21 protein-coding genes are annotated in these 24,243 nt (G+C 72.2%); 10 read left to right on the forward strand and 11 right to left on the reverse strand.

The annotated features are described in order from the left end of the window. The first annotated feature begins 79 nt into the window (after window positions 1–79). From DMH12_RS09020 to ybaK, 4 genes are all read left to right on the forward strand, one after another. Window positions 80–1,657 carry an oxidoreductase gene (locus tag DMH12_RS09020; RefSeq protein ID WP_125491030.1) on the forward strand — a complete coding sequence of 526 codons (1,578 nt, stop codon included), beginning with the start codon at window positions 80–82 and terminating at the stop codon, window positions 1,655–1,657. Window positions 1,658–1,949: 292 nt separating this feature from the next. After that, window positions 1,950–2,996, forward strand: coding sequence for a hypothetical protein (locus DMH12_RS09025; RefSeq protein ID WP_125491063.1), 1,047 nt, complete (start codon window positions 1,950–1,952; stop codon window positions 2,994–2,996). Window positions 2,997–3,007: 11 nt separating this feature from the next. Beyond that, complete coding sequence (locus DMH12_RS09030; RefSeq protein WP_125491031.1) at window positions 3,008–3,748, forward strand: LON peptidase substrate-binding domain-containing protein; 741 nt, start codon at window positions 3,008–3,010, stop codon at window positions 3,746–3,748. Window positions 3,749–3,761: 13 nt separating this feature from the next. Next, complete coding sequence (gene ybaK, locus DMH12_RS09035; RefSeq protein WP_125491032.1) at window positions 3,762–4,262, forward strand: Cys-tRNA(Pro) deacylase; 501 nt, start codon at window positions 3,762–3,764, stop codon at window positions 4,260–4,262. A 151-nt stretch (window positions 4,263–4,413) separates the two neighbouring features. Here ybaK and DMH12_RS09040 read toward each other — a convergent pair whose 3' ends face one another. The 4 genes from DMH12_RS09040 to DMH12_RS09055 all read right to left on the reverse strand — a co-directional run bounded on the left by DMH12_RS09040 (window position 4,414) and on the right by DMH12_RS09055 (window position 8,359). Further along, window positions 4,414–5,100 (reverse strand): AAA family ATPase, encoded by a 687-nt coding sequence (locus DMH12_RS09040; protein ID WP_125491033.1) that lies wholly within the window; start codon window positions 5,098–5,100, stop codon window positions 4,414–4,416. A 34-nt stretch (window positions 5,101–5,134) separates the two neighbouring features. Next, window positions 5,135–5,950, reverse strand: coding sequence for an ABC transporter permease (locus DMH12_RS09045; protein WP_125491034.1), 816 nt, complete (start codon window positions 5,948–5,950; stop codon window positions 5,135–5,137). 89 nt (window positions 5,951–6,039) lie between these two features. Next, window positions 6,040–7,014 carry an ABC transporter ATP-binding protein gene (locus DMH12_RS09050; protein WP_125491064.1) on the reverse strand — a complete coding sequence of 325 codons (975 nt, stop codon included), beginning with the start codon at window positions 7,012–7,014 and terminating at the stop codon, window positions 6,040–6,042. A gap of 133 nt (window positions 7,015–7,147) precedes the next feature. Next, on the reverse strand, window positions 7,148–8,359 hold the full coding sequence (locus DMH12_RS09055) for an NYN domain-containing protein (protein WP_125491035.1): 1,212 nt from the start codon (window positions 8,357–8,359) through the stop codon (window positions 7,148–7,150). Between the two features lie 224 nt (window positions 8,360–8,583). On the opposite strand from DMH12_RS09055, the gene DMH12_RS09060 reads away from it, so the two are divergent. Beyond that, window positions 8,584–8,751 (forward strand): hypothetical protein, encoded by a 168-nt coding sequence (locus tag DMH12_RS09060; protein WP_125491036.1) that lies wholly within the window; start codon window positions 8,584–8,586, stop codon window positions 8,749–8,751. Window positions 8,752–8,831: 80 nt separating this feature from the next. Here DMH12_RS09060 and dnaE read toward each other — a convergent pair whose 3' ends face one another. Next, window positions 8,832–12,371, reverse strand: coding sequence for a DNA polymerase III subunit alpha (gene dnaE, locus DMH12_RS09065; RefSeq protein ID WP_125491037.1), 3,540 nt, complete (start codon window positions 12,369–12,371; stop codon window positions 8,832–8,834). A gap of 202 nt (window positions 12,372–12,573) precedes the next feature. Between dnaE and DMH12_RS09070 the strand changes: the two genes are divergently transcribed. The 4 genes from DMH12_RS09070 (at window position 12,574) to DMH12_RS09085 (ending at window position 17,379) form a co-directional block, all read left to right on the forward strand. Continuing rightward, on the forward strand, window positions 12,574–13,914 hold the full coding sequence (locus DMH12_RS09070; protein ID WP_125491038.1) for a DUF2252 domain-containing protein: 1,341 nt from the start codon (window positions 12,574–12,576) through the stop codon (window positions 13,912–13,914). 69 nt (window positions 13,915–13,983) lie between these two features. Next, window positions 13,984–14,691: a hypothetical protein gene (locus DMH12_RS09075; protein ID WP_125491039.1), complete on the forward strand. Its 708-nt coding sequence runs from the start codon at window positions 13,984–13,986 to the stop codon at window positions 14,689–14,691. A gap of 87 nt (window positions 14,692–14,778) precedes the next feature. Beyond that, window positions 14,779–15,579: a DsbA family protein gene (locus DMH12_RS09080; RefSeq protein ID WP_125491040.1), complete on the forward strand. Its 801-nt coding sequence runs from the start codon at window positions 14,779–14,781 to the stop codon at window positions 15,577–15,579. A gap of 114 nt (window positions 15,580–15,693) precedes the next feature. Beyond that, window positions 15,694–17,379: an alkaline phosphatase gene (locus tag DMH12_RS09085; protein ID WP_125491041.1), complete on the forward strand. Its 1,686-nt coding sequence runs from the start codon at window positions 15,694–15,696 to the stop codon at window positions 17,377–17,379. On the opposite strand, the gene DMH12_RS09090 is transcribed toward DMH12_RS09085, so the two are convergent. After that, window positions 17,364–18,005, reverse strand: a complete 642-nt coding sequence (locus tag DMH12_RS09090; protein WP_386934579.1) for a dienelactone hydrolase family protein — start codon at window positions 18,003–18,005, stop codon at window positions 17,364–17,366. The two genes, DMH12_RS09085 and DMH12_RS09090, sit on opposite strands and share 16 nt — an antisense overlap. 61 nt (window positions 18,006–18,066) lie before the next feature. On the opposite strand from DMH12_RS09090, the gene DMH12_RS09095 reads away from it, so the two are divergent. Then, on the forward strand, window positions 18,067–19,191 hold the full coding sequence (locus DMH12_RS09095) for a mechanosensitive ion channel family protein (protein WP_125491043.1): 1,125 nt from the start codon (window positions 18,067–18,069) through the stop codon (window positions 19,189–19,191). Between the two features lie 22 nt (window positions 19,192–19,213). Here DMH12_RS09095 and DMH12_RS09100 read toward each other — a convergent pair whose 3' ends face one another. The 5 genes from DMH12_RS09100 to DMH12_RS09120 all read right to left on the reverse strand — a co-directional run bounded on the left by DMH12_RS09100 (window position 19,214) and on the right by DMH12_RS09120 (window position 23,771). After that, a complete protein-coding gene (locus tag DMH12_RS09100) occupies window positions 19,214–20,800 on the reverse strand; it encodes a Na+/H+ antiporter (RefSeq protein WP_125491044.1) in 1,587 nt (528 codons plus the stop codon). 90 nt (window positions 20,801–20,890) lie between these two features. Continuing rightward, the gene (locus DMH12_RS09105; RefSeq protein ID WP_125491045.1) at window positions 20,891–21,337 is read right to left on the reverse strand and encodes a GNAT family N-acetyltransferase; all 447 of its coding nucleotides are present in this window, start codon (window positions 21,335–21,337) and stop codon (window positions 20,891–20,893) included. Then, entirely contained in the window at window positions 21,334–22,278 is a 945-nt protein-coding gene (locus DMH12_RS09110) for an RluA family pseudouridine synthase (protein ID WP_125491046.1), read from the reverse strand. Before DMH12_RS09110 ends, DMH12_RS09105 begins: the two co-directional genes overlap by 4 nt. A 43-nt stretch (window positions 22,279–22,321) precedes the next feature. After that, window positions 22,322–22,915 carry a signal peptidase II gene (lspA, locus tag DMH12_RS09115; RefSeq protein ID WP_125491047.1) on the reverse strand — a complete coding sequence of 198 codons (594 nt, stop codon included), beginning with the start codon at window positions 22,913–22,915 and terminating at the stop codon, window positions 22,322–22,324. Between the two features lie 100 nt (window positions 22,916–23,015). Further along, window positions 23,016–23,771: a TraR/DksA family transcriptional regulator gene (locus DMH12_RS09120; protein ID WP_125491048.1), complete on the reverse strand. Its 756-nt coding sequence runs from the start codon at window positions 23,769–23,771 to the stop codon at window positions 23,016–23,018. Window positions 23,772–24,243 lie beyond the last annotated feature (472 nt).

The following is a 24,243-nucleotide window of genomic DNA, read 5'->3' on the forward strand; positions in this document are numbered from 1 at the left end:
CGGAGTGTCACCCAGTGGGCATGAACGGTTGTACGAAGAGTGAGCGACCGACGAGTAGCCGGGGAGGGAGTGAAGTGCCGTGACCGTAGTGGTGGGTCCCCGTGACGGAGAGCTGCCGGACGACCTGACCGCCGCCGAGGCCGGCATGTGGCAGGCCTTCCGCAACGGCAGCGTGTACGACCTCAGCAGCGGCGACGCGCTCGTCGACGACCCGCACGGCGGGCACCCGTGGGGACCGGAGCGGAGCGTGCGGGCCCGCATCGTGTGCTGGCTGCTGCTGGACGGTCCGCCGGCGCTCGCGGGCCGGGTGGCCTCGCTCCAGCTGACCGGCGTGCGGATCAGCGGCACGATGGACCTGGCCGGCGGCACCGTGGAGCCGTACGTGGAGCTGCGGGGCTGCCGGTTCGAGCGGGAGGTGCTGCTGCCGGAGACCCGGTTCACGACCGTGCGCCTGGTGGACTGCTGGGTGCCACGGCTCGAGGCGGCCCGGCTGCACACCGAGGGCGACCTGCACCTGCCCCGCTCCCGCTTCCCCGGCGGCATCCGGCTGACGGACGCCCGGATAGGCACCGACCTGCTGCTCAACCAGGCGATCGTGCACCGCGACCGGCACGGCCGCTCCATCGCCGCCGACGGCATGACGGTCGGGCAGGACCTCCAGGCCGAGATGCTGGAGTCGCACGGCGAGGTGAGCCTGCGCAGCGCCCAGGTCGGCGTGTCGCTGAGCCTGCGCGGCGCCCGGCTCCTCAACCCGTACACGCGGCACGCGCTCAACGCCCCGCAGCTGACGGTGGAGCGCACCCTGTACCTGACACCGGCGGGGCTCGGCAGCCCGCTGCTGCGGGGCACCACGCCGGCGCAGGGCACGCGGATCCAGCGCTTCGAGTGCGAGGGCGGGGTGCGGCTGGACGACGGGCGGTTCGGCGACGCCCTCGACTTCGAGCACGCCCGCTTCACGTTCACCGACGAGCAGGAGCTGTCGCTGCGCCGGGTGCAGACACCCGAGCTGCGGTTCCTGGGCGAGCGGCCGGCGCGCGGCCGGGTGGTGCTGTCGGGGGCGCGGGTCGTCAACCTGATGGACCGGGCGGACAGCTGGCCGGGACCCGGCCGCCTGCACATGGGCGGTTTCGCCTACGAGAACCTGGTGCCGCGCGGGCCGTTCCCGCTGGAGAAGCGGCTGCGCTGGGTGGGCGCCGCGACCGCCGAGTACAACCCGGAGCCGTACGAGCGCCTCGCCGCCGTGCTGCGGGCCGGCGGCGAGGACGAGGTCGCCCGCGAGGTGCTGCTCGCCAAGCACCGCCGGCGCCGCGAGAGCCTGCCGATCGCCGCGAAGCTCGTGGGGTACGCCCAGGACTGGACGGTCGCCTACGGCTACCGGCCGGGGCGGGCCGCGGTGTGGATGGCGGTGCTGTGGGCGGCGGGCACGCTCGCCTTCGCCCGTGCCGAGCCGCCCCCGCTGAAGACCGGCGAGCACCCGGACTGGAACCCTGCCCTCTTCGCCCTCGACCTGCTCCTGCCGGTCATCGACCTGGGCCAGGCCGGCTTCTGGCAGCTCCACGACGCCTGGCAGTGGCTGGCGACGGCCCTGATCCTGCTGGGCTGGATCCTGGCGACGACGGTGGCGGCGGGCGCGACCCGCCTGCTGCGCAGAAGCTGAGCCCTCCGGGGGTGGAGCGGCAGCACGTCCGACGCCCGGCCGCGGCCGCCTGCACCCGACCACGAATGCCGCACGAGCAGCGCGCGACCTCCGCGTGCGGGGCCGCTCCACCTCCGACGCCCCAAAACCAGCGGCCGCCGACGGCGAGAGGCCCCACAAGGGCCACCCGCACCCGACGACGAAAGCTGTACGGGTGGTGCGGGTGGGAACACAATCGGCCGAAGGCGAAGACGAGGCCGAATCCGGACCCACCCCGCACAACCATCCCGCCCGGTCGACCGTCGTAGACACCATGCTGCGCGCGTTCCTCCGGACCGCGGCCGCCCGGGCCCGCGCCCGGAGCACCCGGCCCGACCAAGACGACGACGTGCTCCTCGACGCCCCCGACGACCGCCTCGCCCCCGCCCTCCTCGCGGCGGCCCGCGGCGAGCACACCCCGGCGGCCGGCCTCCTCACCGGCACCCGGGAGCGGGCGGAGTGGGAGCACCGCGACCGGTACACCACGCGTCTCGCCGCCTTCTCCCGCTCCCGTTCCGAGTGGCTCGACACCTGGCGCGCCACCGCCCCGGAGGACCCCGGCGCCCCGCTGGTCGCGGCGCGCCTGGCGGTGGCCCGCCACTGGGACTCACCGGACCGTGCCGAGCTGCTGCGCGGGCTCGTGCCCGCGGTGACCGCGGCGGCCGAGGCAGCCGGACCCGACCCGGTGCCGTGGCGCACGGCGCTGGACGCGGCGCGGGGCGCCGGTGCCGGACACGCCGAGTTCGAGCGGCTGTGGGGACAGGCGGTCCGCCGCTCCCCGCACCACTACGGCTGCCACGTCGCCGCCCTGGAATACCTCGCCGCCGCCTCACCCGGCGCCCACCGCGAATGCCTGGACTTCGCCGAGACGGCCGCGCAGGACGCCCCCGAGGACGCCCTGGTCCGGGCGCTGCCGCTGCGGGCGGCCTTCACCTGTCTGCGGGCCGCCGGCGCCGACGTCGGCGCCGCGACCGGCGCACCCCCGCGTGACCTCCGTGTCCGCCTGGACGCGGCCGCCGACCGCGCGATCGCCCTGTCGGCGGCCCACCCGGCGGCCGACCCGTGGGCGGCGGAGCTGCGGAACCTGCTGGCGTACGTCCTCGTGCGCCTGGACCGGCTCGCGGACGCGGCGGAACAGCTGCGGCTGACCGGCCCGTACGTCACGTCCTTCCCGTGGGACCGGGAGACGGACGATCCGCTCGGCCGCTTCCTCCAGGTGCGCGCCGATGTCCGCGCGGCCGTGGACGCCGCGCCGCGGAGGACGGGTTCGGGCCATCCACGAAGTGGGCGGGGCGGGCACGCCGGTCGCGGCGACCATTAGGCTTCTGCGTCGTGACCACCGTCCGGCTCCCCCTCTTCCCCTTGAACTCCGTCCTGTTCCCGGGGCTGGTGCTCCCCCTCAACATCTTCGAGGAGCGCTATCGCGCCATGATGCGCGAACTGCTGAAGACCTCCGAGGACGAACCCCGCCGGTTCGCCGTCGTGGCGATCCGCGACGGCTACGAGGTGGCCCAGAGCGCTCCCGGCCTGCCCGACCCGACGGCCACGCCGGAACGCGGGCCGGCGGCCGGGTTCGGCTCCGATCCGCTGAAGGCGTTCCACAAGGTGGGCTGCATCGCGGACGCGGCGACGATCCGCGAGCGGGCCGACGGCACCTTCGAGGTGCTGGCGACCGGCACGAACCGGGTGCGCCTGGTATCGGTGGACGCGTCGGGCCCCTTCCTGACGGCGGAGCTGGAACCGCTGCCGGAGGAACCGGGCGACGAGGCCGGCGCGCTGGCCGAGGGCGTCCTGCGGTCCTTCCGGCAGTACCAGAAGCGGCTGGCGGGGGCGCGCGAGCGGTCGCTGGCCACCGGCGCCGAGCTGCCGGACGAACCGGGTGTGGTCTCGTACCTGGTCGCCGCCGCGATGATGCTCGACACACCGACGAAGCAGCGTCTGCTCCAGGCTCCGGACACCGCGTCCCGTCTGAGGGACGAGCTGAAACTCCTTCGCTCCGAGACCGCCGTCATCCGTACGCTGCCGTCCCTGCCCGCGTCGGAACTGACGCGCGGCCCGACGAGTCTCAACTGAGGTACCGGCCCGTATGGCGAAGAAGTCGAAGAAGCAGCAGTCCGGCGGCACCCCCGCGACGGTGGCACTCACGGCGGCCGGGGTGACGTACACCGTGCACGCCTACGAGCACGACCCCGCGCACCCGTCCTACGGCGAGGAGGCGGCCGAGGCGATGGGCGTCTCCCCGGAGCGGGTCTTCAAGACGCTGGTGGCGGACGTCGACGGCGCCCTGACGGTCGCGGTGGTGCCGGTGGCGGGCCAGCTGGACCTGAAGGCCCTGGCGGCCGCGGTGGGCGGCAAGCGCGCGGCGATGGCCGATCCGGCGCTGGCCGAGCGCACCACGGGCTATGTGCGGGGCGGCATCTCGCCCCTGGGCCAGCGCAAGCGGCTCGCGACGGTCCTGGACGCGTCGGCCTCGGAGCACGCCACGATCTGCGTCTCGGCGGGCCGCCGCGGCCTGGAGGTCGAGCTGTCCCCGGACGACCTCGCCAAGCTGACCGACGCGGTCCGCGCGCCGATCGGCCGCGCGTAACCACTCGACGAGGGCGCCGTTCTCGGCTGATCAGACAGAACATGTCGAAGAGCACCCGCAAACGCGGGTGGCGCACCAGGAGGGGACGGGCGGACCACGGCCGCCGCCCCGCCTGGACCGGGCGACGGCAGGAGAGCCGGCTCGGCGGGAGCTACGCCGGCTTGTCCCCGTACGGCGCGGGCCAGGGATCCGGCTCCGGGTCCCTGGGGCCGAACAGTCCCGTCAGTCCCAGGTGGACGACGAGCGCCGCCAGCGACCAGGCCAGCAGCGCGCCCTTCGCGCCCAGCTTCAGCGGCGCGTCGAACGTCACGCCCTTGCCCACGTCCTTCGCGTGCGCGATCACGTCCTGTGCGGGGCCGAGCCACACGCCGACCCGCCACGCCAGGAGCGAGCCGAGCAGTCCGCCGACGCCCAGCGCCACCACCAGCGGCACGCCGCCGCGCCGCCGCAGCAGGAAGGCCACGAGTCCGCTGAGCGCCCCGAACGCCAGCGCGAGCAGCGTGAACGTTCCGTCGACGCCGATCGCCTGCTCGCCCTCGGACTCCTTGAGGAAGACCACCCAGCGCTCGTCGACCACGTCGCCGACCAGCGGCACGGTCGGGGCCAGCTTCCACCACAGCACGCCCAGCAGCGCACCGGAGAGCGCGATCGCCAGCACCGCCACGGCGGCCTGCCGCACTTCGGTCAGCATCCCGGGGCCGTCCTGTTCGCCGTGGTGGTCGTACGGTGCGCCGGGCGCGGTCCCCACCGCGTGCGCGCCGACGGGCGGCGGCACCGGCCCGCCCCGGTACGGCGGGCGTTCGTTCGGCGGGGGTGGCGGATTCAGAGGAGCGGTCACCGTGCCATCGTGCCAAACCCGCCGGTGCGGCACATCACCGGACGGCCGCCCTGCGGTACGCCCAGGTGGCGACGGCCAGGGAGATCACACCGACCCCGGCGCACACCGCGAGGTCCCCGAGGACGAAGGCCCAGTTCGGCCGCGCCCCGAAGGTGCGCGCGAACGCCTCCACGCCGTACGTCGAGGGCAGCAGGTCCCGGACCAGCCGGACCGCCTCCGGCATCCGCTCGGCCGGCAGCACGCCCAGCAGCAGCGCCGCCGACATGCCCAGCTGGCCCAGCAGGGTGGCGAACTCGGGCCGGGGCGCGAGCAGGCCGAGGGCCGCGCCCAGTCCGGCGAGGGCGGCGCCCGCCAGTGGGATCACCGCCACCAGCACCCACAGATGCGTCATCGGCAGCCCGTACAGCACACAGCCGAACACCGCCGTCACGACGGTCCCGGGCACCGTGAAGGACGCGTACGCGCCCGCCGCGCCCAGCACCACGGCGGCCGGCGGCACCGGCAGCGTCGCGTAGTGGTCGAGGCCGCCGCTGGCCCGCAGCTGCCCGAAGTACTGGGCGAGCAGGTTCAGCGCCACGAAGGCCACGACGAGCACCGCCGAACCGGCGACCACGGCCCGGGCCTCGCCGCCGCCGTCCACCACGCCGCGCATCAGGATCATGATGCCGACCGACTGGAAGGTGGCCACGAAGAGCAGCGGGATGCGCGCGACCCGCGCCCGGGACAGCTGCGCCCGGTACACGGCCACCAGGCACGGCCACAGCCGCGCCCTGGGTCCCAGCTCGGCCGCGTCCTGCTCCTCGACGGCCAGGACGCCACCCGGCAGGACATCGGCGGATACGACACTCACGTCGCGCTGCTCCCCTTCGTTGGGGTCGTTGGAGACGGTCGCCCTGACGGGTACGGATGCGGCGGCCGATGTGCTCACCGTGCGTGCGCTCAAGCCCTCACCAGCCCCTGCCGCGCCGCGCCGCCCAGTGCCAGGTACACGTCCTCCAGGCTGGGCGTCGCGAGGGTGAAGTCGTCGAGCGCGGCGAAGGCGGCACCGCCGGTGACGGTGGCGACGACCGCGCGGGCCTCCTCGGGGGCCAGGCGCAGCGTCCAGCGCCGCCCCGACTCGACGACGCGGTCGCGCAGGGCGGCGACCTCCGGGACGTGCAGCGGGGCCGTCTCGCGCCACACCAGGTCCACCCGGACCTCGCCGGCGACCTTCTCCTTGAGCCCGGAGGGCGTGTCGCAGGCGATGACGCGCCCCCGGTCGAGGACGGCGACCCGGTCGAGGACGGTCTCCGCCTCGATGACGTTGTGGGTGACGAGCAGGACGGTGGTGCCGCGCTCCGCCCGCCGCCGGTCGACGGCCGCCCACACCGCGCGCCGGGCCACCGGGTCCATGCCGGTGGTCGGCTCGTCCAGCACGAGCAGCGGGCGCTCCCCCACCAGCGCGGCGGCGAAGCAGGCGAGGCGGCGCTGGCCGCCGGAGAGCTTCTTGATCGGGCGGGCGGCGAGGGGGGTCAGGCCCAGCTCGTCGAGGACCGCGTCCCGCTCGGCGCGCGCCTGTCGCACCTCCAGGCCGCGCAGCCGCCCGGTGGTCTCGGCGGCGAGCGACACGGTCAGCTCGTCCAGGGCGCTGGACTCCTGCCCGAGGTAGGCGAGGATCCGGGCGGCCCGCTCGGGGTGGCGCACGACGTCGTGCCCGAGGATCTCCACGCTGCCGCGGTCGGGCCGCATCAGGCCGGTGAGCTGGCGGACCAGGGTGGACTTGCCCGCGCCGTTGGGTCCGAGCAGGCCGAAGATCTCACCGCGGCGGATGTCCAGGCTCACGTCGTCGGTGGCCCGCACCTCGGGGGTGGCGGGAACGCCGCGCCTGCCGCGCTGGGCCGGATAGGTCTTGGTCAGTCCGCGCACCGCGCACACGGCACCGCCACCGGGTCGTAGTGCCTGTGCCGCGCGCGTACTCACAAGGGACGAGACTACGGGGTCCGTCCCCCCGTCCCGCTCCCGGGTCCGCCCATAAGTGTCGATTCAGCCGGGGAGGCGCCGGAGCGCCTCACTCCGCCGCGGGGGTGCGTTCGGTCGCCGTGCGCACGTCGATCTCCCGCCAGAACCCGGCCCGGATCGCGTACCGGTCGTGCTCGTCGATCTGGTCGTCCTTGTGGGCCAGCAGCCCGAAGCGGGCCGCGTAGCGCAGCAGCTCCCCGTCGACGCGGTGCGGGATGCGCGGGTACATCCCGGAGAGCTTCTGCAGGTGGCCGTGGTCGCCGAGGCGCTCCAGCCAGCGGCGGGCGAAGACCTGACCGACCTCGTACGGGTCGCCGCCGACCGTGGTGATGTCCTCCTCGCGGTCGGCCCAGCGCTGCTCGGCCGTGGTGAGCTGGGCCAGCGTCGGCAGGGAGGCGGCCTCGGACGGCTCCGCGGCGGGCCGGTCGACCCAGCCCTTGTCGGAGGACCAGCGCAGGGTGGCGGTGGTCGGCTGCGGGGCAGGAGGGGCGCCGGGGGCGCGCAGGGCGGCCAGGTCCTTGGGGGTGGGCACGCCCTTGGCGGGCGGTACGCGCTCCTCCGCCCCGTTGTGCCCGGCGGCCGTCGTGGGGTGCTCGGGCTCCTGCGCGGGCCGTTCGGCGGTCGCCGAGAGGGCCGATTCGGGCAGCGGTGCGGAGAGGATCGCGGCGATCTCGGGGCGGGGCACGGGCGGCGGCGCGCAGATCCCGCCGAGTTCCTTGGCGCGTACCGCCTTGGTGATCCACGTACGGTCCAGGACGCGGCGTTCGTCGGCCTCGGCGACCAGGTCCTCGGACTGGTTGTAGTCGCCGTCGGCGGCCTGTACGGCCCACAGGTGGACGGCGACGCCGTGCTCCTTGGCGGCCATCATGCCGGGCAGCAGGTCGCCGTCGCCGGTCACCAGGACGACGTCGGAGCAGGCGCGGTTGCGGGCCAGCTCGGTCAGCTCGGCGTGCATGGCGGCGTCGACGCCCTTCTGCGCCCAGCGGCCGTCACTGCGCGTGAGGGCACCCAGCCGGACGGTGACCCGGGGCATCACGCGCAGCCGGCGGTGCTCGGGCTGCGGGACGCGGTCGGGGGCGCCGTCGAACCAGTAGATGCGCAGCAGGGGCTGCCCGGTGTCGGACTCGGCGCGGTCGCGCAGCCCCTGGATGAGGGCGGCGTGGTCGACGGTGATGCGCGAGCGTGAGGGCTCCCCGGCGAGCAGACTCGCGGCGGCCCCCAGCAGATACCCGGCGTCCACCAGGACGATGCAGCGGTCCACGCGATCCACCCTCTTTCCGGGAGGTTTGCTTCGGGCTTCCTTCGAGTCTGCCCGACGGCGCGGAGGTTAACGGCCCGAACTCGATCTTCGGCGTGGCGTTTCGGCGGACGGGACCCCGACCAGCCGTGTCACGCACGGTAATTGCCCGATATGCGTTCTTTATCGGCCTATGTGAATCTGGTTGCGTCGTTGGCCCCTAGATCCCCCTCAGGAGGTAGATCACCATGGCCAAGAACAAGAACAACCGTGACCGTAAGCAGCCCCACGCCGAGCGCGCCCCGCGGGCCGCCGAGTCGAACGTGCTGGAGCGCGAGGAGCAGCACTCCCCGCAGCTGACGACCCCCGGCGACGCCGCGTCCCGCAAGCGGGGGAAGCGCTTCGGCCACAACTGAGCAACACCACAGCCGCAACTGGCTTGGGGCGCGCCCGGCAACCGGGAGCGCCCCTCGCCCGCTTTCGGGCAGAGCCCCCGTCAGCCCGCCAGGCAGGACGGCCCGAGCAGCACCTTCAGGTCGCCGAAGAGCGCCGGATCGGGCTTGACCCGGTGCCGGTCCAGCCGGAGCACCGTCGTCTTCGTCGGGCCCTGGAGCTTGATCCGCACCTCGCTGTCGCCCCGGTGGTGGGTGAGGATCTCGCCGAGACGGCTGACCATCGGCGGCGTGATGCGGGTGGCCGGGATGGTGAGGACCACGGGCGCGTTGGTGCCCGCGTTGGACAGGTCGGGGACCTGGAGCTCCATCGCGACCAGCCGCGGCACGTCCTCCCGCTTGTCCAGCCTGCCCTTGACGAAGACCACGGCGTCTTCGACGAGTTGGGTGGACACCAGCTGGTAGGTCGCCGGGAAGAACATGCACTCCAGGGAGCCGGCCAGGTCCTCGACGGTGGCGATGGCCCAGGCGTTGCCCTGCTTGGTCATCTTGCGCTGGAGGCCGGAGATGATGCCGCCGATGGTGACGACCGCGCCGTCCCCGAAGTCACCGCCGGTGAGCTGGGAGATGCCCGCGTCGGCCTTGTCGGACAGCACGTGCTCCAGGCCGAAGAGCGGGTGGTCGGAGACGTAGAGACCGAGCATCTCCCGCTCCTGGGCGAGCAGATAGGTCTTGTCCCACTCGTCCTCGCCGAAGACGACGTCGAGTCCGAACCCCGGCTCGTCGGTCTGCTCGTCGCCCATGCCGCCGAAGAGGTCGAACTGCCCCTCGGCCTCCTTGCGCTTGACCGCGACCACGTTGTCGATCATCGGCTCGTACTGCGCGGTGAGGCCCTTGCGGGTGTGCCCCATCTCGTCGAAGGCGCCGGCCTTGATCAGCGACTCGGTGGTCCGCTTGTTGCAGACGACCGCCTCGACCTTGTCCAGGTAGTCGGGGAAGGAGGCGTACTTTCCCTTCGCCTTGCGGCACCTGATGATCGACTCGACGACGTTGGTGCCGACGTTGCGGACGGCGGAGAGGCCGAAGAGGATCACGTCGTCGCCCTGGGCGGCGAAGTTCGACATGGACTCGTTGACGTTGGGCGGCAGCACCTTGATGCCCATGCGCCGGCACTCGTTGAGGTAGACGGCCGACTTGTCCTTGTCGTCCTTGACCGAGGTGAGCAGGGCCGCCATGTACTCGGCCGGGTAGTTGGCCTTGAGGTACGCCGTCCAGTACGAGACCAGGCCGTACGCGGCGGAGTGCGCCTTGTTGAACGCGTAGCCGGCGAAGGGGACCAGGACGTCCCACAGGGCCTGGATGGCCTCGTCGCTGTAGCCCTTCTTGCGGGCGCCCTCCTGGAAGAGGACGAAGTTCTTCGCCAGTTCGTCGGGCTTCTTCTTGCCCATCACGCGGCGCAGGATGTCGGCCTCGCCGAGCGAGTAGCCCGCGATGATCTGGGCGGCCTTCTGCACCTGCTCCTGGTACACGATCAGGCCGTAGGTGACCGCGAGGACCTCCTGGAGGGGCTCCTCCAGCTCCTTGTGGATCGGCGTGATCTCCTGGAGGTTGTTCTTGCGCAGCGCGTAGTTGGTGTGCGAGTCCATGCCCATCGGGCCGGGACGGTAGAGCGCGGACACGGCGGAGATGTCTTCGAAGTTGTCGGGCTTCATCAGCCGCAGCAGCGAGCGCATCGGACCGCCGTCGAACTGGAAGACGCCGAGCGTGTCGCCGCGCTGGAGCAGGTCGAAGGTGGTCGGGTCGTCCAGCGGCAGGGAGAGCAGGTCGAGGTCGACGCCCTTGTTGGACTTCACCATCTTGACGGCGTCGTCCATGATCGTGAGGTTGCGCAGGCCGAGGAAGTCCATCTTCAGCAGGCCGAGCGACTCGCACTGCGGGTAGTCCCACTGCGTGATGGTCACGCCGTCCGTGTGCCGCACCCAGATGGGGGCGTGGTCGACGATCGGCTCGCTGGACATGATCACGCCGGCCGCGTGGACGCCCATCTGCCGGACCAGGCCCTCGACGCCCTTGGCGGTGTCGATGACCTTCTTGACGTCCGGCTCGTTCTCGTACATCGAGCGGATCTCGCCCGCCTCGCTGTAGCGGGGGTGAGCCGGGTCCGTGATGCCGTTGAGGTCGATGCCCTTGCCGAGGACGTCGGCGGGCATCGCCTTGGTGAGCCGGTCGCCCATCGCGTACGGGTAGCCCAGGACGCGCGCGGAGTCCTTGATGGCGTTCTTCGCCTTGATCTTGCCGTAGGTGCCGATCATGGCGACCTTGTCGGCGCCGTACTTCTCCGTCACGTACCTGATCACCTCGACGCGCCTGCGCTCGTCGAAGTCGATGTCGACGTCGGGCATGGACACGCGCTCGGGGTTCAGGAACCGCTCGAAGATCAGGCCGTGCGGGATGGGGTCGAGGTCGGTGATGCCCATGGCGTAGGCCACGATCGAACCGGCGGCGGAGCCTCGGCCGGGGCCGACCGCGATGCCCTGGTTCTTGGCCCACATGATGAAGTCGGCGACCACGAGGAAGTAGCCCGGGAACCCCATCTGGATGATGACGTCCATCTCGTACTCGGCCTGCTTCTGGCGGTCCTCGGGGACCTGGCCCGCGAAGCGGCGCTCCATGCCGCGGCGGACCTCCTCCTGGAACCAGGTGACCTCGGTGAAGCCGTCGGGGATGTCGAACTTCGGCATGAGGTCGCGCTTCTCGAACATGCCGGTGGTGTCGATCATCTCGGCGATCAGGCGCGTGTTGGCGCAGCCCTCCTGCCAGGCGTCGGAGGAGTCGATGGCGTACATCTCGTCCGTCGACTTCAGGTAGTAGCCGGTGCCGTCGAAGCGGAAGCGGTCCGGGTCGGAGAGATTCTTGCCGGTCTGGATGCACAGCAGCGCGTCGTGGGCGGTCGCCTCGTGCGCGTAGGTGTAGTGCGAGTCGTTGGTGACCAGGGGCGGGATGCCGAGCTTGCGGCCGATCTCCAGCAGGCCGTCGCGGACCCGGTGCTCGATCTCGATGCCGTGGTCCATCAGCTCCAGGAAGTAGCGGTCCTTGCCGAAGATGTCCTGGTAGTCGGCGGCCGCCTTCAGCGCCTCGTCGAAGTGGCCGAGGCGCAGCCGGGTCTGGACCTCGCCGGAGGGGCAGCCGGTGGAGGCGACGATGCCCTCGGACCACTGGGAGATGGTCTCCTTGTCCATCCGGGGCCACTTCTGCAGCCAGCCCTCGGCGTAGGCGTCCGAGGAGAGCTTGAAGAGGTTGTGCAGTCCCGTCCGGTTGGTCGCCCACATCGTCTTGTGGGTGTAGCCACCGGAACCGGAGACGTCGTCCCGCTTCTGGTGCGGCTGGCCCCACTGGATCTTGCGCTTGTTCCGCCGCGACTCGGGGGCGACGTACGCCTCGATGCCGATGATCGGGGTGACCCCGGCCTTCTTCGCGGAGTGGAAGAAGTCGTACGCCCCGTGCAGGTTGCCGTGGTCGGACATGGCGATGTGCGACATGCCCATCTCGTTGCAGGCCTCGAACATGTCCTTGAGCCGCGCGGCACCGTCCAGCAGTGAGTACTGGGTGTGGACGTGCAGGTGCGTGAACGGCGGCTTGGACACGTGCGGCCTCCTGGGAAAACTGTTGGCGACGGGCTGCGGTCAGTCCGGGGGTCAGCGTCGAAGTCTATGCCTCGGGACTGACACTCCGAGGCCCCCCACGCGTACCTTCGTGGGCGGGCACTCCCGCACCCCCTCGGACGTTGGGCCGGGGGGAGATCAGCTCCACCCGTCAGGCACCACCCCGCACCAGGAGGCACCAGGCATGTCGGTCCCGCAGCTCAACGAGGAGCACCGCGGCGAGGAGATCCTCGCCGTCTTCGACACCGCCTTCGGCCGGCTGCTGGCCGCGGACCCGGCGGCGTTCCGCGTGAAGTTCCGGAAGATGGCGGCCTCGGCCTTCGCGTTCTACCGGGGCACGGCATGCCTCTTTTACCACGATTTGACCGTGGACCGGGAGTTCGGTGCGCAGGACGGTGGCGCCTACCTGGACGAGCGGACCTCCCGGGTGTGGATCCACGGCGACCTGCACGCCGAGAACTTCGGCACCTACATGGACTCCACCGGCCGGCTGATCTTCAACGTCAACGACTTCGACGAGGCCTACGTCGGTCCCTTCACCTGGGACCTCAAGCGCTTCGCCGCCTCCATCGCGCTGATCGGGTACGCGAAGGCGTTCAGCGACGAGCAGATCACCGAGCTGGTCCGGGTGTACGCGGGCGCGTACCGCGAGCGGATCCACGCCCTGGCCACCGGTGCCAAGAGCGACGAGGTGCCGCCCTTCACGCTGGACTCCGCGGAGGGGCCGCTGCTGGGCGCGCTGCGGGTGGCCCGCTCCCTGACCCGCTTCGGGCTGCTGGACTCGATGACCGAGATCCGCGACTTCGAGCGCCGCTTCGCCCCCGGCGGCGGTGCCGTCGAGCTGGACGCCGCCACCCGCTACAAGGTGCTCGCGGCCTTCGACGGCTACCTGGAGACACTCCCGGAGTCCTCCCTGGCCCGCCCCGACTCCTACCGCGTGAAGGACGTCGTGGGCCGCCGGGGCATCGGCATCGGCTCGGCCGGCCTGCCCTCGTACAACATCCTCCTGGAGGGCAACAGCGACGCCCTGGAGAACGACGTCGTGATCTACATCAAGCAGGCCCAGACCCCGGCGGTCTCACGGCACATCACCGACCCGGCGATCCGGGACTACTTCCAGCACGAGGGCCACCGCACGGTGATCTCCCAGCGCGCCCTGCAGGCGCACGCCGACCCGTGGCTGGGCTGGACCGAGCTGGACGGCTCCGGCCAGCTGGTCGCCGAGGTCTCGCCGTACGCCGTCGACCTGGACTGGGGCGACATCGACGACCCGGAGGAGATCGCCGAGGTCGTCGCCGACCTGGGCCGGGCCACGGCCACCATGCACGCGGCGGCCGACGACCAGTCCGGCGAGTCGCTGGTGCCGTTCTCCACCGAACGGGCCATCGACGCGGCGATCGCGGCCGACGAGGAGAATTTCGCCCCCCTGCTGACCGACTTCGCGCACCGGTACGGCGCACGCGCGCGTGCCGACCACCAGACCTTCGTCGACCTGTTCCGCAACGGCCGCATTCCGGGTCTGTAACCGTCGGCACTCTCACAGGAACCCTTTAGGGGTCCCTTACCGGACCCCGTGACACACTCTTCTACTGCTATGGACATATCCGGAACCCCGCTCAGAGCCGTACGCGCGGCGCTGTTCACGGCACTCGTCGTGACCCTCAGCACCGCGTCGCACGTGCTGCTGTCCGGGGTTCCGCTGCCGCTGCCCACGGTGGCCGCCGTCGCCGCCGCCGTGTTCCTGATCGCGTACGCCCTGGCCGGGCGGCGCGAGCGCGGCTTCGGGCGGATCGCCGCCCTGCTGATCCCGCTGGAGCTGGCCGCCGACACGGTCTTCACCACCGGCCAGCACGTCTGCTACGGCCGGGCGGGCGGTCCCGTCGCGGGTCCGTTGCGCTCCGTCGGCTTCGACGTGCTGTGCGGCGACGGCACCGGCCTCCACGCGGGCGTGACCGCGCCGCTGACCCGGGTGACCGGCGCCGAGACCGACCGGATGGCGGCGCTGCTCGCCGACGCCGATCCCGGCACCGCCTGGCTGCTGCTCGGCGCGCACGTCGGGGTCGGACTGCTCGCCGCGGCCTGGCTGCGGCGGGGCGAGAAGGCACTGGCCCAGCTGCTCGGCGCGGTGGCCGCGACCACCTTCCGGCCGCTGCTGCTCGCGGTCGCGGCCGTACGCGTCCGCCGCGCCCCGGCGGCGCGCCGCCCGGTCGTCGCGGCCGGCCGCACCACCGGCGCCCGCGAGCGGATCCTCACGCACTCCCTGGGACGTCGCGGACCGCCGTGCGCGGCCGCCCTCGTGTGAACCGTCACCGGACCTCACCGAGCACCGCAGCCCCCCGTACGAGTTTCCGCACACCCCTGTGTGCGCGTCCCCGGAGAGATCACCATCATGAGCAAGCGGAACAGCCAGGCGGCGAAGACGGCGGCCCGTGAGCGCCTGCGCCAGGAGCGCGAGCGTCAGGCCAAGCGCGACAAGGTCAAGCGGCAGGGCATCGTGGCCGCCGCCATCGTCGGCGTGCTGGCGATAGCCGGCGGCATCAGCTACGCCGTCGTCCAGGGCAACCAGCCCTCGAAGTGGGAGGCGGCCGCCGACGCCAAGGTGGTGGCCCCGGCCAACACCTCGGGCAAGGACGGCACCACGGTCACCATCGGCGAGTCCAAGACCGACAACACCGTCCACCTCTACGAGGACCCGCGCTGCCCGGCCTGCGCCTCCTTCGAGCAGAACATCGGCGAGAACGTCAACAAGGGCATGGAGGACGGCGACTACAAGCTCTCCTTCACCATCGGCACCTTCCTCGACGGCAACCTGAGCGGCGAGGGTTCGAAGAACGCGCTCAGCGCGCTCGGCGCCGCGCTGAACGTCAGCCCCGAGGCGTTCCTCGACTACAAGACCGCCCTGTTCTCCTCCGAGTACCACCCGGAGGAGTCCAGCGACGAGTTCGCCAAGGACGACTACCTGGTCAAGGTGGCGAACTCGGTCGACGCCCTGAAGGGCAACAAGAAGTTCCAGGACGCCGTGGAGAAGGGCACCTACGACGCCTGGGCGATGCGGATGAGCAAGTCCTTCGACACCGCCGAGGGCGTCCAGTCGACCCCGACCATCAAGATCAACGACAAGGTGATCGAGAACCCCAGCTCGGTCGCCGACTGGGAGAAGGCGCTCAAGGACGCCAAGGTCACCAAGTGACCCCCGCGTGACCCCCGCACGGGGGTGACGCCGCACCGACGCAGGACGAACGAGCGGGCGAACTTTTACGAGTTCGCCCGCTCGCGCGCATACCGATCAGTAACCTGATCGTCCGTGACCAGTCGACACAGATCGTCCGAGATTCCCGTCCCGTCGCCCGCCGAGCCCGCGGGCGCCCGAACTCCGAGCCGCCGTACGGTCGTCAAGGCCGCGGCGGCCGGCGCCGTCCTGGCCGCCCCGCTCGCCGCCGCCCTGCCCGCGGGCGCCGCCGACACCGCCCCCGCCTTCCTGCACGGCGTCGCCTCCGGGGACCCGCTGCCCGACGGCGTCCTGCTCTGGACCCGCGTGACGCCGGTGCCCGAGGCCATACCGGGCTCGGGAGCCGGTCCCGACACCCCGGTGAGCTGGGTCGTCGCCACCGACAAGGCCCTCACGAACATCGTCGCCAAGGGCTCCGTCACCGCGACCGCGGGCTCCGACCACACCGTGAAGGCGGACGTCCGCGGTCTCGCCCCCGCCACGGACTACTGGTTCCGCTTCTCCGCGGGCCCCACCGACTCCCCCGTCGCCCGTACCCGCACCGCGCCGGCGGCCGACGCGGCCGTCCCGGGGCTGCGGTTCGGCGTGGTCTCCTGCGCCAACTGGGAGGCCGGGTACTTCTCGTCGTACCGCCATCTCGCGGCCCGCGGCGACCTGGACGCCTGGCTGCACCTGGGCGACTACATCTACGAGTACGGCACCGGCGAGTACGGCACCCGGGACACCGTCGTACGGCCGCACGCCCCGGCCCACGAGATCCTCACCCTCGCCGACTACCGCGTACGGCACGGCCGGTACAAGACCGACCCCGACCTCCAGGCGCTGCACGCCACCGCTCCGGTCGTGGCCATCTGGGACGACCACGAGATCGCCAACGACACCTGGTCGGGCGGCGCCGAGAACCACACCGAGGGCGCCGAGGGGGCCTGGACGGCGCGTCAGACCGCCGCCAAGCAGGCCTACTTCGAGTGGATGCCGGTGCGCCCGGCGATCGCCGGCACCACCTACCGGCGGCTGCGCTTCGGCAAGCTGGCCGACCTGTCGCTGCTGGACCTGCGCACCTACCGCTCGCAGCAGGTGGGCATCGGCGAGGGCGAGGTCGACGACCCGGACCGCACCGTGACCGGCCGGGCCCAGCTGGACTGGCTCAAGTCCGGCCTCGCCGCCTCGGACACCGCCTGGCGGCTGGTCGGCAACCCGGTGATGATGTCGCCGTTCGCGATCGGCTCGCTCTCCGCCGAGCTGCTCAAGCCGCTCGCCGAGCTGCTCGGCCTGCCCAGGGAGGGCCTCGCCCTCAACACCGACCAGTGGGACGGCTACACCGACGACCGCCGGGAACTGCTGGCCCACCTGCGCGCGAACGCCGTCCGCAACACCGTGTTCCTCACCGGCGACATCCACATGGCGTGGGCCAACGACGTGCCCTACAACGCCGGCACGTACCCGCTGTCCGCCTCCGCGGCCACGGAGTTCGTCGTCACCTCGGTGACCTCCGACAACCTCGACGACATCGTGAAGGTCCCCGAGGGCACCGTCTCGGCGATCGCGGCACCGGTCATCCGGGCCGCGAACCGGCACGTCCACTGGGTCGACACCGACCGGCACGGATACGGCGTGCTGGACATCACGGCGGAGCGCGCGCAGATGGACTACTACGCCGTCTCCGACCGCACCGACCCGGACGCCACGTCCCGGTGGGTCCGCTCCTACCGCACCCGCAGCGGCACCCAGCGGGTGGAGCGCGTCTACTCGCCCGCCTGAGCCGTCTCCTCCCCGAGCGAGTCGAGGAAGCCGAGCGCCACCCGCCAGGTGGCCTCGGCCGCCTCCTCGTCGTAGTCCGGCAGCTCGGGGTCGGTGTAGAGGTGGCCCGCCCCCGGGTACCGGTGGACCTCCACGTCGGCGCCGATCCGGCCCATCTGGAGATACCAGGCGCTGAGCCAGTCGTCCGTCTCGAAGGCGTCCGGCTCGGCCACGTGCAGCTGGACCGGCAGGTCGTCGACCGCGGCGTTGGCCGCGATGTCCGAGGTGCCGTGCAGCAGGAGCAGTCCGCGCGCCCGGTGGTCGCCGAGGGCGAGGGTCTGGGCGATGGACGCGCCGAGCGAGAACCCGGCGTACACCAGTCCTCGCTCGGAATACGGGGCTGCGGCCAGCACGGCCCGCTTGAGCAGCTCCTCCCGGCCGATCCCGTCCTGGTGGGCCATGCCCTCCTCGACCGTGTCGAAGGTCCGGCCCTCGTAGAGGTCCGGGGTCCAGACCTGGTGCCCGGCGTCGCGCAGCCGGTCGGCGGCCTGCCGCACCGCGGGCCGCGGGCCGAGGGTCGAGTGAAAGAGCACGATGTTCATGAGGCCATGGTGCCAGCCGGGTGTGACAGCGCGATGCGCGGAGATTCCCCGGGCGGGACGGAAGTCACAGGTTCACGGCACGCCGCGGGCGGTTACGTTCGAGGGCATGGAGACGATACTCCGCCCCCTGATCGTGGTCGGCGGCTCCGTCCTGCTGACGCTGGTCATCGGCTGGGCCACCGACCTGTTGCTGCGCAAGGCCGACGGACGGCACCCCGAGACGCCGCTGTGGGGTCTGCTGCGCCGGGCCCGCATCCCGTACCAGGTGATGCTGTGCGCCGCCCTGCTGAGAGGGTCGTACGTCGAGGCCCAGGTGTTTCCCGACCACCGGTCGGCCGTCGGCCGGCTGCTGACGCTGCTGCTGATCGGCTCGGTGGCCTGGCTGGTGATCCGGATCGCCGCCGCCGTCGTCGAGACGTCGTACTCCCGCTACGCGCACGCCCACTCCCAGCGGAACCCCGCCCGGGTCCGCCGGGTGCGCACCCAGGTGTCGCTGATCATGCGGGTGGTCACGGCGGTCGTCGGCGTGGTCGCCGTGGCCTCGATGCTCCTCACCTTCCCCGCCATGCGCGCGGCGGGGGCCTCGCTGCTGGCCTCGGCCGGGCTGCTCGGCATCGTGGCCGGCATAGCCGCGCAGTCGACGCTCAGCAACATGTTCGCCGGGTTCCAGATCGCCTTCGGCGACATGGTGCGCATGGGCGACACGGTCGTGGTGGACGGCGAGTGGGGCACCGTCGAGGAGATCACGCTGACGTACCTGACGGTGCGCACCTGGGACGAGCGCCGGATCACCATGCCGGTGTCGTACTTCACCTCCAAGCCGTTCGAGAACTGGTCGCGCGGCACCCCGCAGATGACCGGGACGGTCTTCTGGCACCTCGACCACACGGCGCCCCTGGACCGGATGCGCGAGCGGCTGCGCGACCTGCTGCGCGAGTGCCCGGCCTGGGACGGACGGGACTACAACCTGACGGTCACCGAGACGACCCAGAACACCATGCAGGTGCGGGCCCTGGTGACGGCGAAGGACGCGGACGACATCTGGACGGTGCGGGTCACCGTCCGTGAGGGGATGATCCGCTGGCTGGCCGAGGAGCACCCCTACGCCCTGCCGCGGGTCAACACCGCGGACGCGGCCCCGCGACCGTCCCGCGACGGCGTCCACCGGCCCCGCCGCTCCTCCGACGGGGGCATCCGCCGCTTCCCGGAGCACCCCACCAAGAGCCTGTGACCGCCGCGCGGCCGGGCGGGGCTCAGCGCAGGCTGCGCACGTCCAGGTGGCGCAGCACCCGGTCCACGATCTCCGGGTCGGAGCCGGGTTCGCTGCGCGCTGCGAGGATCTCGTGCCGGGCGGCGCTGAGCATCTCGCCCTGGATGCGCCGGACCCGCTTGATCCGCCGTGCCCGCTGCTCCTGCGCCTCCCGGCGCTCCTCGTCCCCGAGGTCGGGGCTGATCCGCACCCCGATGTCGTAGGCGCGGCGCAGCATCTGCTCGGCCAGCTCGTCCGGCAGTTCCTCCACGGCCTCGATCTCCTTGAGCCGCTGCTTGGCCGCCTTGGCCGCCCGCAGGCCCAGCTCCTTCTCGTAGGCCTGCTCCCGCTCGGTGTCCGCCCGTACGCCGAGCCGGCCCACCAGCCAGGGCAGGGTCAGTCCCTGGAGCAGCAGAGTGACCATGATCACCCCGAAGGCGATGAAGATGATCTCCTCCCGGTTGGGGAAGGCCGCTCCGTCCTCCGTCTCCAGCGGGATCGCGAGGGCCAGCGCGACCGAGGCCACGCCGCGCATCCCGGCCCACCACATGACGACGGTCTCCCGCCAGCTCGTCGGGATGTCCTCGTCCTGGTCGCGTCTGGCGTGCAGCCGCTGGGTGAGCCAGGTGGCGGGCAGCAGCCACAGCAGCCGGACCAGGATGACGACGGCGCTGACCGCCGCCGCCCAGCCCAGCAGCTCCGCCCACCGGCCGGAGGCGGTGCGGATCGCGTTGTGCAGTTCGAGACCGATCAGCCCGAAGGCCACGCCGGTGACCAGGGTGTCGACGACGTCCCACACCGTGTGCCCGGCGAGCCTGGTCATCACGTCGTCCGCGTCCGAGGCGTACTCGGCGAGGAACATCGCGGTGGTGAGCACGGCGAGCACCCCCGAGCCGTGCAGTTCGTCGGCGGCCACGTAGCTCACGAACGGCACCAGCAGGGTCAGGCCGATCTGCAGCGTCGGATCTTCCAGGAGGCTCATCAGCCTGTTGGAACCCCAGCCCAGCGCGAGTCCCACGGCGACGGCGACGACGGCCGACAGCACCAGGTCGAGTCCCGCCTCCCAGGCCGAGAAGGTGCCGCTGACGGCCGCGGCGATGGCCACGTGGTAGAGAACGATCGCCGTGACGTCGTTGAACAGCCCCTCGCCCTCCAGGATGGACACCAGGCGGCGCGGCAGCCCCAGCTGCCCGGCGACGGCGGTCGCCGCGACCGGGTCGGGCGGCGCCACCAGGGCGCCCAGCGCGAAGGCGGCGGCGATCGGCAGCCCCGGGACGATCGCGTGGGCGACGGTGGCCACACAGGCCATGGTGACGAAGACCAGCGCGACCGCCAGCAGGAAGATCGGGCGCTTGTTGGCCGCGAACTGCCGCCAGGACGTGCGCCGCACGGCCGCGTACAGCAGCGGCGGCAGGAGCGCGGGCAGGATGAGTTCGGGCGGGATGTCGACGTTGGGCACGAAGTCGAGCAGGGCGAGGACGATCCCGAGGACCGTCATCAGGACCGGTGCCGGCAGCCCGAGCCGGGCACCGAGGGGGACGCTCAGCAGGGCCCCGAGCAACAGCATGAACAACAGGGCCAACTGATCCACGGTCACCGCTCCGGTGGGGTCTCGGTATGCGCACGGCGGACCTCAAGCCTGCCACGCCACCGGCCCCACCAGCCTGTTCCGCGCCTCCGGTTACAGGGCGCGCCGCATCGCGCGGTGGGGGATGCCGGCGTCGGGAAACTCGGGTCCGTACGCCACGTACCCCAGCCGCTCGTAGAAACCCAGGGCGTGGGTCTGCGCGTGCAGGTCCATCGCGGTGAGCCCACGCGCGCGTGCCGCGTCCTCCACGGCCCGCACCAGCGCCGCGCCGACGCCCAGCCCGCGGGCCGCCGCGGTCACCGCCAGCCGGCCGAGCGAGCCGACGGCCGGGCCGTGCAGAAGCCGGCCGGTGCCCAGGGCCTCGCCGTCCTCCCGGACCGCGAGGAGGTGCAGGGCGTGCGCGTCGTCGGCGTCGTACTCGATGTCCTCGGGGACCTTCTGCTCGGCGACGAACACGTCCTTGCGCACCGCGAAGCAGGCCTCCCGGTCGGCCGGGTCCTCGGCGACGCGCACCACGTAGGCCGGGGCCGGGCCGCTCATCCGTAGGTCTCCTCGCGGACCAGGTCGAGGGCCAGCTGGAGGTCCTCGGGGTAGTCGCTGGCGTACTCCACCCAGTCGCCGGTGCCGGGGTGCTCGAAGCCGAGCCGGACCGCGTGCAGCCACTGGCGGGTCAGGCGCAGCCGCTTGCCGAGCGTGGGGTCGGCGCCGTACGTCAGGTCGCCGACGCAGGGGTGGCGGTGGGCGGCCATGTGGACGCGGATCTGGTGGGTGCGGCCGGTCTCCAGCTTCACGTCGAGCAGGGAGGCGGCGCGGAAGGCCTCGATGAGGTCGTAGTGCGTGACGGAGGGCTTGCCCTCGGCGGTGACGGCCCACTTGTAGTCGTGCTGCGGGTGGCGGCCGATGGGGGCGTCGATGGTGCCGCTGGTCGGATCGGGGTGGCCCTGCACGAGCGTGTGGTAGCGCTTGTCGACCGTGCGCTCCTTGAACTGGCGCTTGAGCGAGGTGTACGCGCGCTCCGACTTGGCCACCGCCATCAGGCCGGAGGTGCCGACGTCGAGACGGTGCACGATGCCCTGGCGCTCGGCGGCGCCGGAGGTGGAGATGCGGTACCCGGCGGCGGCCAGTCCGCCGATGACGGTCGTCCCGCTCCAGCCCGGGGACGGGTGGGCCGCGACGCCGACGGGCTTGACGATCACGACCACGTCCTCGTCGTCGTGGACGATCTCCATGCCCTCGACGGGCTCGGCGACGATCTGCACGGGCGCGGGCGCCTGCGGCATCTCGACCTCCAGCCAGGCGCCGCCGTGCACCCGCTCGGACTTGCCGACCACCGATCCGTCGACCTGCACCTTGCCCGCCGCGGCGAGTTCCGCGGCCTTGGTACGGGAGAAGCCGAACATGCGGGAGATGGCGGCGTCGACGCGCTCGCCCTCCAGGCCGTCGGGCACGGGCAGGGTGCGGATCTCGGGAATCGTGCTCACCCGTCGAGTATGCCGGACGGGTCGGACACTCCCGAACGCGCGCTCAGTCCTTGTGGACGGTCCCGTCCGGGTCCAGCCCCCGGAAGGAGAGGATCACGATCAGGATGCCGCCGCAGACGATCGCCGAGTCGGCGAGGTTGAAGACGGCGAAGTGCTTGGGCGCGATGAAGTCCACGACCGCGCCCTTGAAGACGCCGGGCGAGCGGAAGATCCGGTCGGTGAGGTTGCCGAGGGCGCCGCCGAGCAGCAGACCGAGCGCGACCGCCCACGGCAGGCTGTAGAGCTTGCGCGCGAGGCGGGCGATCACGACGATCACGGCGGCCGCGATGACCGTGAAGATCACCGTGAAGGCCTCGCCGAAGCCGAAGGCCGCGCCCGCGTTGCGGATGGCCGCGAACCTCAGCCAGTCCCCGATGATCTCGATCGGTTCGTTGTGCTCCAGCTTGGCGACCACGATCATCTTGCTGACCAGGTCGAGCAGGTACGCGAACGCGGCGACCGCGAACAGCACGGCGATCCGCCGCCTGCCCCGGGGTCGCTCCGGAGCGCCCGCCTGATCGGCGTCGGGCCGTTCCTGCCCGTCCCCCGCCGCGTCCGGGGTGTCCGGCGTACCGATGATGCGCTCCGCCTCTGCCACGTGAGTCCCTCAGCCTAGGTACCTGACTGAGGACGAGGGTACGGCACACTTTCCGTCCCGTACGTGCTCAGGACCCATACCTGCGCGCGATGGCGGACGATCAGTACCGGCGCTCCTGCTTCTGCTTGCACTCGACGCAGAGGGTCGCCCTCGGGAATGCCTGCATGCGCGCCTTGCCGATGGGGTTGCCGCAGTTCTCGCACAGGCCGTAGGTGCCCGCGTCCAGGCGTTCCAGGGCGTGCTCGGTCTGAGTGAGCACCTCCCGCGCGGTGGCGGCCAGCGCCAGCTCGTGCTCGCGCGTGATGTTCTTGCTGCCGGTGTCGGCCTCGTCGTCGCCCGCGCCGTCGCCGGAGTCCCGCATCATGCCCTGCAGCGACCGCTCGGCGGAGTCGATCTCGGTGCGCAGCCGGCCGGCCTCCGACTCGAGCCCGCCGCGCGCCTCCTCGACCTCTTCCGGGGTCCAGGGCTCCTCACCGGGGCGTACCGCGAGGTCACCGGGGCCGGCGGCGGCGCCGCGTGCCTTGGGAACGGCGGTCTTGGCCGCCGTGGCCGTGCCAGGAGTCTTCTTCGCAACCACCGTCGTGGCTCCCGTCTGCTCCGCGGCCCGCGCCGCGCCCACCTTCTTGGCCGTGCTCTTCTTCGCCGTGCTCTTCTTGGCGGTGCTCTTCTTCGCCGCGGTCTTCTCCGCGGCGCTCGCCGTCCCATCCGCCGTGGTCTTCTTCGCAGCCGTCCTCTTGGCGGCTGTCTTCTTGGCGGCTGCCTTCTTGGCCGTCGTCTTCTTGGCCGTCGTCTTCTTGGCGGCGGTCTTCTCCGCAGCCGCCTCCGACTGCTCTTCGGCGGTCTTCTTCGCCACCATGGCCGCGGCCCCTTCACATATTGTGATCTTGCGCGCGAATCGTGCTGGGACGATAAATCGACTCGGGTCCCGCGGCAACGGGGCACGCCGCCCGATTCGCCGGCCCGCCGTGCGCCACGCGGCGAGCATGCATGCGTTGTGCCCAGCTCCCCGCCCGGTAATCCGCCCGGACGGCGTCCGGCCGTGCCGCCCGGACGCGGCACGCGCGCCGACGGCATTCGGGTCACGCCGGGCCCCACCGGGGCCGCCGCGGTGCCCACCGCTCCGGCCCCCGCGAAAACGGGTCGGCCGCGGTCCGCGCGGCGCCGTACACTGGGCGGAGCGAAAAGCGTGGATGGGGACGAGTAGCGGCGTCAGCAGCCCAGAGCGACCCGGGGACGGTGTGAGCCCGGGGGCGAGCGCGACGTGAAGATCACCCCGGAGCCGCCGGAAGAAAGCCGTGACCGACGAGCCGCGGCGAGTAGAACCGGCA

The organism is Streptomyces sp. WAC 04229 (assembly GCF_003947455.1).
GTDB lineage: Bacteria > Actinomycetota > Actinomycetes > Streptomycetales > Streptomycetaceae > Streptomyces.

Coding starts and splice junctions, on each gene's coding strand:
- DMH12_RS09025 (WP_125491063.1), top strand. CDS start 1,950: ATGCTGCGCGCGTTCCTCCGGACCGCGGCCGCCCGGGCCCGCGCCCGG.
- ybaK (WP_125491032.1), top strand. CDS start 3,762: ATGGCGAAGAAGTCGAAGAAGCAGCAGTCCGGCGGCACCCCCGCGACG.
- DMH12_RS09060 (WP_125491036.1), top strand. CDS start 8,584: ATGGCCAAGAACAAGAACAACCGTGACCGTAAGCAGCCCCACGCCGAG.
- DMH12_RS09070 (WP_125491038.1), top strand. CDS start 12,574: ATGTCGGTCCCGCAGCTCAACGAGGAGCACCGCGGCGAGGAGATCCTC.
- DMH12_RS09075 (WP_125491039.1), top strand. CDS start 13,984: ATGGACATATCCGGAACCCCGCTCAGAGCCGTACGCGCGGCGCTGTTC.
- DMH12_RS09080 (WP_125491040.1), top strand. CDS start 14,779: ATGAGCAAGCGGAACAGCCAGGCGGCGAAGACGGCGGCCCGTGAGCGC.
- DMH12_RS09095 (WP_125491043.1), top strand. CDS start 18,067: ATGGAGACGATACTCCGCCCCCTGATCGTGGTCGGCGGCTCCGTCCTG.
- DMH12_RS09105 (WP_125491045.1), bottom strand. CDS start 21,337: ATGAGCGGCCCGGCCCCGGCCTACGTGGTGCGCGTCGCCGAGGACCCG.
- DMH12_RS09120 (WP_125491048.1), bottom strand. CDS start 23,771: ATGGTGGCGAAGAAGACCGCCGAAGAGCAGTCGGAGGCGGCTGCGGAG.